Source organism: Paraburkholderia sp. (assembly GCF_050742655.1).
GTDB lineage: Bacteria > Pseudomonadota > Gammaproteobacteria > Burkholderiales > Burkholderiaceae > Paraburkholderia.
Window position 1 is genome coordinate 184,339 of sequence record NZ_JBOIGG010000008.1, and the last position, 12,168, is coordinate 196,506.

14 protein-coding genes are annotated in these 12,168 nt (G+C 65.7%); 10 read left to right on the plus strand and 4 right to left on the minus strand.

Annotated elements, in window-relative coordinates; genetic code table 11:
* Positions 1–20: 20 nt before the first annotated feature.
* Positions 21–1,010: a LysR family transcriptional regulator gene (locus ACREXZ_RS13870; protein ID WP_431764656.1), complete on the plus strand. Its 990-nt coding sequence runs from the start codon at positions 21–23 to the stop codon at positions 1,008–1,010.
* 274 nt (positions 1,011–1,284) lie between these two features.
* Here ACREXZ_RS13870 and ACREXZ_RS13875 read toward each other — a convergent pair whose 3' ends face one another.
* From ACREXZ_RS13875 to ACREXZ_RS13890, 4 genes are all read right to left on the minus strand, one after another.
* The gene (locus tag ACREXZ_RS13875) at positions 1,285–2,262 is read right to left on the minus strand and encodes a 2-dehydropantoate 2-reductase (RefSeq protein ID WP_431764657.1); all 978 of its coding nucleotides are present in this window, start codon (positions 2,260–2,262) and stop codon (positions 1,285–1,287) included.
* Between the two features lie 167 nt (positions 2,263–2,429).
* Positions 2,430–3,050, minus strand: coding sequence for a LysE family translocator (locus tag ACREXZ_RS13880; protein ID WP_431764658.1), 621 nt, complete (start codon positions 3,048–3,050; stop codon positions 2,430–2,432).
* 32 nt (positions 3,051–3,082) lie between these two features.
* Positions 3,083–3,595, minus strand: coding sequence for a hypothetical protein (locus ACREXZ_RS13885; RefSeq protein ID WP_431764659.1), 513 nt, complete (start codon positions 3,593–3,595; stop codon positions 3,083–3,085).
* Positions 3,549–3,947, minus strand: coding sequence for a hypothetical protein (locus ACREXZ_RS13890; RefSeq protein WP_431764660.1), 399 nt, complete (start codon positions 3,945–3,947; stop codon positions 3,549–3,551). Before ACREXZ_RS13890 ends, ACREXZ_RS13885 begins: the two co-directional genes overlap by 47 nt.
* A gap of 24 nt (positions 3,948–3,971) precedes the next feature.
* On the opposite strand from ACREXZ_RS13890, the gene ACREXZ_RS13895 reads away from it, so the two are divergent.
* The 9 genes from ACREXZ_RS13895 (at position 3,972) to ACREXZ_RS13935 (ending at position 11,996) form a co-directional block, all read left to right on the plus strand.
* Entirely contained in the window at positions 3,972–5,381 is a 1,410-nt protein-coding gene (locus tag ACREXZ_RS13895; RefSeq protein ID WP_431764661.1) for a DUF2252 domain-containing protein, read from the plus strand.
* 56 nt (positions 5,382–5,437) lie between these two features.
* Complete coding sequence (locus ACREXZ_RS13900) at positions 5,438–6,346, plus strand: LysR family transcriptional regulator (RefSeq protein WP_431764662.1); 909 nt, start codon at positions 5,438–5,440, stop codon at positions 6,344–6,346.
* Between the two features lie 103 nt (positions 6,347–6,449).
* Positions 6,450–7,697: a D-amino acid dehydrogenase gene (locus tag ACREXZ_RS13905; protein WP_431764663.1), complete on the plus strand. Its 1,248-nt coding sequence runs from the start codon at positions 6,450–6,452 to the stop codon at positions 7,695–7,697.
* A 43-nt stretch (positions 7,698–7,740) separates the two neighbouring features.
* Positions 7,741–8,649, plus strand: a complete 909-nt coding sequence (locus ACREXZ_RS13910) for a glutamate/aspartate ABC transporter substrate-binding protein (RefSeq protein ID WP_431764664.1) — start codon at positions 7,741–7,743, stop codon at positions 8,647–8,649.
* A gap of 68 nt (positions 8,650–8,717) precedes the next feature.
* Positions 8,718–9,476 carry an SDR family oxidoreductase gene (locus tag ACREXZ_RS13915; protein ID WP_431764665.1) on the plus strand — a complete coding sequence of 253 codons (759 nt, stop codon included), beginning with the start codon at positions 8,718–8,720 and terminating at the stop codon, positions 9,474–9,476.
* 21 nt (positions 9,477–9,497) lie between these two features.
* Positions 9,498–9,806 carry an oxidoreductase-like domain-containing protein gene (locus ACREXZ_RS13920; protein WP_431764666.1) on the plus strand — a complete coding sequence of 103 codons (309 nt, stop codon included), beginning with the start codon at positions 9,498–9,500 and terminating at the stop codon, positions 9,804–9,806.
* Positions 9,807–9,846: 40 nt separating this feature from the next.
* On the plus strand, positions 9,847–10,704 hold the full coding sequence (locus tag ACREXZ_RS13925) for an NAD-dependent protein deacetylase (protein WP_431764667.1): 858 nt from the start codon (positions 9,847–9,849) through the stop codon (positions 10,702–10,704).
* Positions 10,705–10,788: 84 nt separating this feature from the next.
* A complete protein-coding gene (locus ACREXZ_RS13930) occupies positions 10,789–11,394 on the plus strand; it encodes a pyridoxamine 5'-phosphate oxidase family protein (protein WP_431764668.1) in 606 nt (201 codons plus the stop codon).
* Positions 11,394–11,996, plus strand: a complete 603-nt coding sequence (locus ACREXZ_RS13935; protein WP_431764669.1) for a DUF938 domain-containing protein — start codon at positions 11,394–11,396, stop codon at positions 11,994–11,996. The genes ACREXZ_RS13930 and ACREXZ_RS13935 overlap by 1 nt, the downstream gene beginning before the upstream one ends.
* Positions 11,997–12,168: the final 172 nt, after the last annotated feature.

Below are 12,168 nucleotides of genomic sequence, written 5' to 3' on the forward strand. Positions count from 1 at the left end.
AACAGGCAACAGGGAAATCGATGAACGTATCGTTGCAGCAGTTGCGGGTTTTCGTCGCGGTCGCGCGTCAGCGTAGCTTCACACGCGCGGCGCGCGAATTCGATTTGACGCAGTCGGCCGTGAGCCGCTGCGTGCGCGAACTCGAAGAGGCCATCGACCTGCGGCTTTTCGATCGAACCACACGGCAAGTCGAACTGACACCGGCCGGCGCGAATCTCGAACGACGCATTGGCCGGCTGCTCGACGAAATCGAACTGACGCTGCGCGAAGAACGGATGGCGCACGAAGGTCATACCGGGATGGTTGCGGTCGCGGTGTCGCCGGCACTGTCGTCAAACTGGTTGCCCGGCGCGCTCGCGCGCTGCGCGACCGCGTTTCCCGAATTGGTCGTCTCGGTGCGGGACTGGTCGCACGATGCGGTGATCGACAGCGTCGAGCAGGGCGAGGTCGATTTCGGCGTGGTGTCGTCGAGCGCCGCGCCGAACCCCGACACGTTGCACGCGCAGCCGCTCTTCACGACGCCGCTCTGCGCGTTGCTGCCCGTTTCGCATCCGTTTGCACGCCGCGTGTCGCTCGAATGGAGCGCGCTCAACGATCTGCCGCTCGTTACGCTGAATGCGGAGTCCGGTGTGCGCACCGCCGTCGACGGCGCATTGCGCGCCCAACAAGTACATGTGCGCACGACCCAGGAATTGGGCCAGGCGGCCGCTGTGCTGCGCATGGTCGAACTGGGACTTGGCATCGGCGTGCTGCCGGTCGATGCACGCGAGGCGCACGCGTCGACACTCGTTGCCGTGCCGCTGCTGCCCGACATCACGTTGACCGCGATGCTGATCCGCCGCCGCAATCGCTCGCTGCGTCCGAACGCCGACGCGGTGTGGTCGCAGTTCGCGCGCGGCAGTGCGGCAACGACGCCCGCGACCTTCTCGAAGAAAACATGGGCCGCCGCCAACGGTGTGCGGGCCGACCATCCGCTGGACGATGCGAATGCGACCTTGCACGCACGCTGATACGCGTGTCGCGTAGCCACGGCCGGCGCGAATTCTCAATGCAAGGAGCAACACGATGAACATGCATGTCGACCTGAAACACCACGACGTGCGGTTGCCGTGAGGCGGCTTCGGCGATTCGGGTTTTAAGCGCGAGCACGGCGACGTCGCGATCGAAAATTTCACCGAACCGAAAACGGTATGACTTGCGCTCGATCAATGAGCGCGATATTAAAAAGCGGGGCATCGAACGCACAGGTTCGATGCCCCGCTTTTCAGTTCCTCGTTACTTCGTTCAAGCTTCCTGCAACGCGACGCGCTCGCGCAGCTTGACGAGCGCTAACACGACATCGATGGCCGGCGTCGGCTCGCCCACCAGGCGTCCCATCTCCTGCACGACCGTCAGCAGCGGATCGATTTCCATCGGCCGGCCGTTCTCCAGATCGACCAGCGTCGACGTCTTGTGCGCGCCGACCGCGCCGGCGCCATCGATCCGCTTCTCGAGATCGACGCGGAAATGCACGCCGAACTGATCGGCGATCCGCTTCGCTTCAAGCATCATCGTGCGCGATACGTTTCTTGTGCCGGGGTCGCTCGTCAGCACGTCGAGCGTTGCGTGCGTGAGCGCGCTGATCGGGTTGAAGCACAGGTTGCCCCACAGCTTCAGCCAGATTTCGTCGCGGATGTTGTCGCGGATCGGCGCCTCGAACCCCGCCGACTGCATTGCTTCGTGCAGCGCCTGAATGCGCGGCGTGCGTTCGCCGTCTGGTTCGCCGATCGGGAATTTCTTGCCGTACACGTGCTTGATGAGACCCGGCGCGACGATTTCCGCAGCCGGGTACAGCACGCAGCCGATCGCGCGTTCCGGTCCGAGCTTCGTCCATTGCGAGCCATCGGGATCGATGCTCGACAGGCGCGTGCCGGCGAATTTGCCGCCGTGCTGGTAGAAGTACCAGTAGGGGATGCCGTTCACGCCGGTGACGATCGCGGTGTGCTTGCCGAGCAGCGGCTGCATCGCGTCGACGACGCCCGGCAGTGAGTGCGCCTTCAGCGTGACGATCACGTAGTCCTGAACGCCCAGTTCCGCCGGGTCGGACGTGCAGCGCACTTTCGCCGACACCTCCTCGCCGTCGATCTGCAGACGTGCGCCGTGCTCGCGCATCGCTGCGAGATGCGGGCCGCGCGCGACGAAACTCACGTCCGCTCCCGCACGTGCGAGCTGCACGCCCATCATTCCGCCAATCGCTCCTGCCCCGAAGATACAGATCTTCATGGTTGCCTCCCCTGACATTGAAAAACCGCTTGCCTGCCCATGCGCGTCTCGCAGTCGGGGCGGGCTTATCGATGCAGAATAGGGGAGGACTACGATTGATGAAAGTTAAAGTTTATCGGAAAAATCATTAGCGATTGCTTATGATTTTTTTGCACGCTTCAGGATGGCTACCCGCGCCGGACCAGCAGAAAACTGATGCCGATCGCACCGAGAAAGGTCCCGCAGCAGCGGTTGAACCAGCGCCGTACTGTCGAGCGTGTGAGCCATTTGCCGAGGTACATGCCCGCGCACGCATAGAGCGCGATCGCGAAACACTCGAGGACGAGAAAACTCGCGCCGAGTACCGCGAACTGCGGCAGCATCGGCTTCGCGATATCGACGAACTGCGGCAGGAACGCGGTGAATATGAGGATTGCCTTCGGGTTGCCGGCCGCGACGAGACACTCCTGTCGCGCGATGCGCCACAGCGACGCGTCGTCCTGCTTCGGCGCATCCATCGGACCGGCATCGGTGCGCCACAACTGGATCGCGAGCCAGATCAGATAGGCGGCGCCTGTCAGCTTGATCGCGAGGAAGAACATCTCGGACGCATGCAGCACCACTGCGAGTCCGGTTGCCGCGAGCACGAGCATCAGCGCAAACGACACGAGCCGCCCCGCGCCCGCGACGAACGCAGTCATGAAGCCGTGACGTGCGGCGACGTTGATCGACAGCAGGTTGTTCGGGCCCGGTGCCATGTTGAGCGCGAAGCAGGCGGGCAGGAAAAACAGCCAGGCGGTAAGAGACATGATGGCTCGCGAATAGAGGTGCGGGTGCGGCGCTAGTTGAGCGCGCTGGCAAACGACGAATCGTCGATCAAGATCTGCACGTTCGCCCTTACTGTATCTTCCAGAGCGATCGCGTTATTGGTGAATTTCGGCGCCTCGCGCCGCACCGTTTTCGTCGACGTATAGACGACGCGGCCGGTCTCCACGTCGGTGACGACGTAGTAGATCTTGAGCGTCCAGTGCGCGGGCGAGCGCTCGTCGTCGACGAAGCATTTCTCGATCCGCCCGCTCAGCACCCTGCGCGTGCCGGCGACATCGAAGCCCGCAAGCCGTAGTTGAGCGGCGATCGCATCGCGTACTGCGGCATTGACATCCTGCTTAAGAAAAATGCTGCTGACGGCCGTGTTCTCGATGCGGTTCGCCGAATGGTGCTCGCTGAGCGCCGGCACGTAGACGAAGTCCTGTGCGGGAGCAATGGCGAGCGAGCCCGTGACAGGCTCGACATGCGAGCGATGATGGCTAAACCACGGACTGAACCACGAGCAGCCCGGCAACAGCGACAGCATCGATGCGGTGCACAGAATGCGGCAGTGCGTTGAAAAAGGCGATTTCACCACGGAGCAGGTCAGGCCGGTTCGAACCACGTAGGCGATGCGTGTCTTGCCGTGCGGCAAGGTCGGGATGTGAAGCGTGTTTGAGGCCGTGTTTGAGCCGGATGGTACCGTGCGTATGCCCGGTGAGTCCATGCTCGCCGAAAATCGGTGCGTTCGTTGCGATGACACGCCCGCATCGGTTGACGCACTTGCGCATGTGTTCGCCGCAGGATTTAATACGGTCTGCAACGGCGGCCGGTACCTCGGCCGTGCGGCGCAGCGATGCTGGGTAGCAGTCCGGCGGCCCCCGGCACAGGCGGTTCATGACGACTCAAAAACGGAGCAGCGCATGAGGGCCAGCACCATCGCAGAGCGGCAGGCAGCCGGACGTGCCGTGCGTGAACATTCGAAACGCTCGAGCCATCGCTCGGTCGGCGATCTGCAGCGCGATCCGCTCGATCTGTTGCGGCTCGCGAGCGAAGGCCGCATCGAGCGGCTCGTGCCATTGCGCTACGGCCGCATGGCCGCTTCGCCGTTCGCCTTCTTTCGCGGCAGCGCGATTCTTCAAGCTCACGATCTCGGCCAGGTTCCGCACACGGGCCTCGTTACACCGATCTGCGGCGATGCGCATCTGCTGAACTTCGCCGGCTTCGCGACCCCTGAACGACAGATCGTGTTCGATCTGAACGACTTCGACGAAGCTGCGCCGGGCCCGTTCGAATGGGACCTGAAGCGGCTTGCCGCGAGTCTCGTGCTCGCCGCGCGCCACATGCGGTTGAGCCGCGGCGCCGCGGACGAACTTGTCATGACCGCCGCCGACGAATATCGCGAACGCATCGCGCAATATGCGGAGCGCGGTGCACTCGAACTCTGGTACGACCGCATCACGTTCGACCGGATGATCGAATCGGCGCTGGCGCCCGAACATCGTCGCGCGATCCGGCGCGGCATGGAGAAAGCGGCCGCGCGCACGCACGAAAGCATGCTTGAAAGCGCAGCGGAGCGCGAAGGCGACGCGTGGCGGATACGCACGCAATCGCCGGCGCTGTTTCACATCGGCGAGGCCGGCGCGCTGTTCGATGCAGGCGACGACGGGCGCGCCGCCGACAACGGCCAGAAAGCCGCCGAGCGCCTGTACGCCGATTACCAGAAGACGCTCGCTCCCGAGCGTCGCGAGCTGCTCGGTCAGTTCGCGCTGCAGGACAGCGTGTTCAAGATCGCCGACGACGGCAGCGTCGGTGCGCGCTGTCTCGTGCTGCTCGCCACCGACCATCACGACCGGCCACTGTTCCTGCAGGTGAAGGAAGCGCATCGCTCGGCCGTCGCGCAGTCGTTCGCGGCGGCGGCGCCGCGTCACGAAGGCGAGCGTGTCGTGCACGCACAACGGCTGCTGCAGGCGGCAAGCGATCTCTTTCTCGGCTGGGCGACCGGTCCTTCGGGGCGGCCGTTCTACGTGCGTCAACTGAACGACGTGAAACTGTCGGCGGCGCTCGAGCAGTTCGACAGCAGCGTGCTGCAAGGTTACGCGCGACTATGCGGATGGGCGCTCGCCCGCGCGCATGCACGCGCGAGCGGCAAGGCGATCGAGCTTGCCGCGTATATCGGCCGCAGCGATCCGTTCCCCGAAGCGTTGACCGCGTACGCGTGCGCGTATGCGGACCAGGTCGAGCGCGATTATGAACGCTTCGTGAACGCGTGCCGACGTGGCGAACTCGATGCGCGCACCGATGACGAAGTTGCCGCAGCGCTGCGCGCGTGACCGCGTGAAGCGAGGAAGGGCAGTGCAGAAGTCGTTCAACTCAACCGGTTTCACGCATGCGTCTGCGTCACATTGAAGTCTTCCACGCGATCATGCGCACGGGCTCGCTGTCGAAAGCGGCCGAGTTGCTGAGCGTGTCGCAACCCGCGGTGAGCAAGGTGCTTGCACACGCCGAGCGCAGCCTCGGGCTACCGCTTTTCAGCCGCGCGCACGGCCGACTGCAACCCACGCGCGAAGCCGAACTGCTGTTCTCCGAAACGCAGAAGCTGCAGGCGAACCTCGACGGCATCCGCCGCCTCGCACGCAATCTGGCGCTGCAACCTGAAGGCCATCTGCGCATCGGCTGTCTGCCGAGCCTCGGTCTAAGCGTCATTCCGCAGGCCGTGCAGACGTTTCGCGACGCGTACCCGCGCGTGTCGCTGAAAATCCAGACCCGTCATACCGAAGAACTGCTGAATGCGCTGCTCACGCGCGACCTCGATCTCGGCGTTGCGTTGAATCCGCCCGCGCGTCCGGGCATCGCATCAGCGGAACTGGGGCGGGCGGCGCTCGTCTGTGTCGGGCCGCCCAGCGATGCGCCGCACAACGACGAACCCATATCGCTACAGGCGCTCGTCGAGCGCGACTGGATCAGCATCGGCAACGTCGATCCGCTCGGTGAGGTGATCGACAACGCGCTCGAAGCGGCAGGGCTCGATAGCCCGGTCGCGGCGGTCGAAGCGCAGACGTGGTACGTCGCGCGGGCGCTGGCCGCGCGCGGCATCGGCCACGTGTTGCTCGACGAACTGACCGCACGCAGCGGCGTCGAGCCGGTGACGATCCAGCCGGTCGTGCCGCCGCTATCGGTCGGCGTGTTCGCGGTATGGCGCGACGGCGGCCTCGATTCGCAGGCCGGTCGCGCGTTTCTCGAGGTATTGCGCGCGCCGTTTGAACGCGCCTCCGCCGTGCTGACAGCCTCAAGCTGAACACCTCCTTAACCTCAGGTTATGGCACCACGCTTCTGGTGATTTGCCCACGCGTTTTCGGCGTTCGACACTGGCGCCGACTGATTTCAGCGGATGGCGGCTCATGCAGGTATGCGTTCTCGGGGCGGGTGTAGTGGGATTGACGACGGCCTATTACCTGGCTCGCGACGGTCACGACGTGACAGTGCTCGAAGGCCGCGGCGGCGCGGCGCTCGAAGCGAGCTTCGCGAACGGCGGCCAGCTGAGCTACAGCTACGTCGCGCCGCTCGCCGATCCGGCGGTGCTGCCGCATTTGCCGGCGTGGCTGCTGCAACGCGATTCGGCGTTGCGTTTCGTACCGCGGCTCGACGTGCAGCAGTGGCGCTGGTGCGTTTCGTTCCTGCTCGCGTGTCGCACGCACCGTGCACGCCGGACCGCGGTCGAACTGCTCGCACTCGGCGCATTGAGCCGCGACGCGCTGCATGCGCTCGTGCACGACGAAGCGCTCGATTTCGACTACGTGCGCAACGGCAAGCTCGTCGTGTATCGCAATCCCGTCGAGTTCGAGCGCGCGCGGCGCCGGATGGAGCCGCTCGTCGCGGCCGGCGTAGAACAGCACGCGCTCGATGCCGCTGCGTGCGTCGCGCTCGAACCGGCGCTCGCGGACGCGCAGCCGTTGCTCGCGGGCGGCATCCATACGCCGTCGGAAGAAGCGGGCGACTGTCATCGTTTCGGCGTCGCGCTCGCGGACGTGCTGCAGCGGCGCTATCGCGTGACGATCCGCTACGCGACGCCGGTCAGCGAACTCGTCGCGCCGAACGGCAGCGTGATTGCCGCGCGCACCCCGCGCGGCGACGTGCGCGCGGATGCGTTCGTCGTCGCGCTCGGCAACGGCAGCGTGCCGCTGCTTGGTGCGCTAGGCGTGCGTCTGCCGATCTATCCGCTGACCGGCTACAGCCTGACGATCACTGCACCGCCGCCGCGCGCACCGCGCGTCAGCGTGACCGATCTGCATCGCAAGGTGGTGTATGCGCCGCTTGGCGGACGGCTGCGCGTCGCAGGCATGGTCGAGATCGCCGGGATGGATCCCGGGCAGCGCGTCGCACGGCTCGCGCTGCTCGCGCGTCATGCGCAGGAGATGTTTCCCGCCGCTGGCGATTACCTCGCGGCGCGCACGTGGTGCGGTCACCGTCCGGCGACGCCGGACAGCAAACCGCTGCTCGGCGCGACGCCGTACCGCAACCTGTGGCTGAACACGGGGCACGGCGCACTCGGCTTCACGCTCGCGTGCGGCAGCGCGCGAGCGGTGGCAGAAGCGATCGCGGGCCGTACGCCACCGGTCGACCTCGCCGCGTATTCGCTGCGGCGCTAGTTTCCCTGCAACACCCGAACCCACGAACACTAGAGGAGAGACCATGAAACTAGCAGCAGCCCTGACCACGATCGCAACCGGATGCGCACTCGCTGTCGCAGGCATCAGCAGCGCGCAGGCACAAGACCAAAGCGCGACGCTCAAGAAAATCCGCGAAACCGGCGTGATCTCGCTTGGCGTGCGCGAATCGTCGGTACCGTTCTCGTACTACGACGAACAGCAGAACACCATCGGCTATTCGCAGGCGATCGCGTTGAAGATCGTCGACGAAATCCGCAAGGAACTGAAGCGGCCCGACCTGAAGGTCAAGGAAATACCGATCACGTCGCAGAACCGCATTCCGCTCGTGCAGAACGGCACGATCGACATCGAGTGCGGATCGACCACGCACACGAAAGAGCGCGACAACCAGGTCGCGTTCTCGAACAGCTTTTTCCAGTACGGCGTGCGGATGATCGTGAAGAAAACGTCGGGCGTGAAGGATTTTCCGGACCTCGCGGGCAAGACGGTGGTGACGACGGCGGGTACGTCGGAAGAACGGTTGCTGCGGCAGATGAACGTCGAGAAAGGGATGAATATGCGTCTCATCAGCGCCAAGGATCACGCGGAATCGTTCCTCAACGTGACGAGCGGCCGGGCGGTCGCATTTGTGATGGACGATCCGCTGTTGTATGGTGCGAGGGCGAAGGAGGCGGACCCGGACGATTATCTGATCACCGGCACGTCGCCGATGTCCGAGGTGTACGGCTGCATGTTCCGCAAGGACGATCCCGGCTTCAAGACGCTCGCCGACGGCGTGATCGCGCGGCTGCAGAAGTCGGGCGAGGCCGCGTCGATGTACAGGACGTGGTTCACGCAGCCGATTCCGCCGAAGGGCATCAACCTGAACTATCCGCTGTCAGCGGATATGAAATCGCTGTTCGCGAACCCGAACGACCGGGCGCTCGACTGAATCGGGCGCATCACGCGTCACGTGTGTCTCGGGAGCGCGAGCGGCTTCCGTCTGCAAGGAGACACGTTGTGACTGATTCGAAGAAGATCGCGCTCGTGACCGGCGCCGGTAGCGGCATCGGTTATGCGAGCGCGCGCAGGTTGCTCGCGCACGGCTATACGGTCGTGCTCACGGGGCGTCGCGCGGCGCCGCTCGAGGCGCTCGCGGATGAAGCGCAGCAGCGCGGCGAGGATGCGCTGCCCGTCGCGTGCGACGTGACGGACCCGGCGAGCGTGGCCGCGCTGTTCGACACGATCCGCACGCGCTACGGCCGCCTCGACGTGCTGTTCAACAACGCGGGCCGCAGTGCGCCGCCCGTGGAGATCGACGAGCTTTCGGTCGAAGACTGGCGCGCCGTCGTCGATACGAACCTGACCGGCGTATTCCTGTGCACGCGCGCGGCATTCGGCCTGATGAAGACGCAGTCGCCGCGCGGCGGTCGCATCATCAACAACGGCTCGATCTCCGCGCATGCGCCGCGGCCGTACAGCATCGCGTACACGGCGACCAAGCACGCGATCACCGGACTCACGAAATCGGTGTCGCTCGACGGCCGGCCTTACGACATCGTCTGCGGACAGATCGACATCGGTAACGCCGCGACCGAGATGGCCGAGCGGATGGCGCGCGGCGTGCCGCAGGCGAACGGCGAGATCGCCGTCGAGCCGTTGATGGACGTCGAGCACGTCGCCGATGCGGTGCTGCACATGGCGGACCTGCCGCTTGCGACCAACGTGCAGTTCATGACGATCATGGCGAGCAAGATGCCGTTCGTCGGGCGGGGGTGAAGCAAGGACCCGCACGCGTGTATGCGCGGGCGGGCAGCGTGTGGCGCCCCGTCATATACTGGGCGCCTGAGTTGTTCCAATCTCACGCCACGCTTTTATACCCGTTTCATTGCCGTGCCGAAGCCTTCGCCCGACCTCGCTTCAGAAGACGATCCGCGTCCCGAGCCGCCGCGACCGCCAGGCCCCGACGACTGCTGCCGCAGCGGCTGTGAGCCATGCGTGTTCGATCTGTACGAGGACGCGCTCGATCGCTATCGCGTCGCGCTCGCGGCGTGGGAGGCTCGCCATCCGCAAACACAGGCGCAGCGGCCACGGCGCAAAAGAGACTGACCATGCGTGCGCGTCCATTCGTCCCTGCCGGTTTTCGCTCATGACCCTGCTGCCGTTTGCCCCCGCCGATGTGCCCATGCTCGCCGACCTGCACGACTTCGTGCAGCGTCATCCGCGGCTGTTCGTGCTGACCGGCGCGGGGATCAGCACCGACTCCGGCATCCCCGGCTATCGCGACGAGAACGGCGCATGGAAGCGTTCGCCGCCGATCACGCTGCAGGAATTTCTCGGCTCGGCTGCCGCGCGGCAACGCTACTGGGCACGCAGCACAGTCGGTTGGCCGGTCGTCGCCGATGCGCAGCCGAACGACGCGCACGTCGCGCTTGCGCGTCTCGAAGCCGCGGGTCACGTGCCGACGCTCGTGACGCAGAACGTCGACGGGCTGCATCAGCGCGCGGGCAGCCAGCGCGTCATCGAACTGCACGGGGGGATCGACGGCGTGACGTGTCTCGACTGCGGCGCGCACCATTCGCGCACCGCGATCCAGCACACGCTCGTCGAAGAAAATCCTGGCCTCCTCGATGCGATCGCCGAGCCGGCCGCCGACGGCGACGCACACCTGGAGTGGCACGACCTCGACGCGTTTCGCGTGCCGGCGTGTCCGGTCTGCGGCGGGCTGTTGAAGCCCGCGGTGGTGTTCTTCGGCGAGAGCGTGCCGCGCGAGCGCGTCGAAGCGGCGACGCAGGCGCTCGAAGCGGCGGATGCGGTGCTCGTCGTCGGGTCGTCGCTGATGGTGTATTCGGGCTATCGCTTCTGCGTGTGGGCACAGAAGATGGGCCGGCCGATCGCGGCGCTGAATCTTGGCCGCACGCGCGCCGATCCGCTATTGGCGCTGAAGGTCGAAGCGCCGTGCGCGCCGACGCTGACGGCGCTTGCGGGGCTGCTTGCCGCGCACTGAACGACTCGCGAATCGTCGATAATCACGGATCGAATCGCGAATCGCACACCGTTGGCACACCGCCGCTGCGAACCAGGAGCCCTCATGCTGACCACGCTCGAAGAACTCGACGCCCTCTACGGCGAGCCGCACGAACGCGCGGTGCGCAAGGAAATCCCGTACGTCAATGAAGACTATCGCGCGTTCATCGAACACGCGCCGTTCGTCGTGCTCGCGACCGCCGGCCCCGAAGGACTCGACTGTTCGCCGCGCGGCGATGCGCCTGGCTTCGTGCGGATCGTCGACGAGCGTACGCTCGCGATTCCCGATCGCCCCGGCAACAACCGCATCGACAGTTTGCGCAACGTGATCCGCGAGCCGCATCTCGCGCTGCTGTTCGTCGTGCCGGGTGTCGGCGAAACGCTGCGTGTGAACGGACGCGGACACATCACCGCCGACCCGGAATGGCTGCAGCGTTTCGCGGTGGACGACAGGCTGCCGCGCACGGTGCTGATCGTCGACGTCGACGCGGTGTACTTTCATTGCTCGAAAGCGTTCGCGCGCTCGAAGCTGTGGGACCCGACGCTTCACATTGAGCGGACCCAGCTGCGGAGCACCGGCGAAATCCTTCGCCGGCTGAGCGGTTCGTCGTTCGATGCGCAGGCTTACGACCGCGATCTGCCCGAACGCGTACGCACGAGTCTTTACTGATGACCGACGCCCGACAGTACGCGCCCGCCGCGCAGCGCAACGGCGAACCGATTCTCGCAGTGCTGCGCGACGTGCTGCCGCCGACGGCACATGTGCTCGAAATCGCGAGCGGCAGCGGCGAACACGCGATGCGCTTCGCCGCCGCGCTGCCGCAGGTCGACTGGCAGCCAAGCGATCCGGATCCGCAGGCGCGCGCGTCGATTGCCGCCTGGATCGCGCACACGGGTATCGCCAACGTGCGGCCGCCACTCGACCTCGACGTGGAGCGGTTGCCGTGGAGCATCGAACACGCCGACGCGATCGTCAGCATCAACCTGCTGCACATCTCGCCGTGGAGCGCGGCGCACGCGCTGTTCGACGGCGCCGCGCGCGTGCTTGGCGCGGACGGCGTGCTGTTCCTGTACGGACCGTACAAGCGGGGCGGCGCGCACACGTCGCCGGGCAACGATGCATTCGACCAGCAATTGCGCAGCCGCAATCCGCTATGGGGCGTGCGCGACATGGAGGCGGTCGTCGCGCTCGGCGACGCGGCGGGCTTCGCGTGCGGCGAACCGGTCGCGATGCCCGCGAACAATTTCAGCCTCGTGCTGCGGCGCCGCTGACCGGGTCCGCGGCCCGCAGACCGGGCGTCCGGCGCGCAAGAGCAGCGTCTTGCCGCCGTGCCGCATGCCGGGAAACGAGCGGCCGGCGGGCATTTCTTTTATCCTTTCATCCTCGACGCCCCGTCGCCCGCATGCGCGGCGGAGCATCCCGTTTTCTGGAATCTGGAGAATT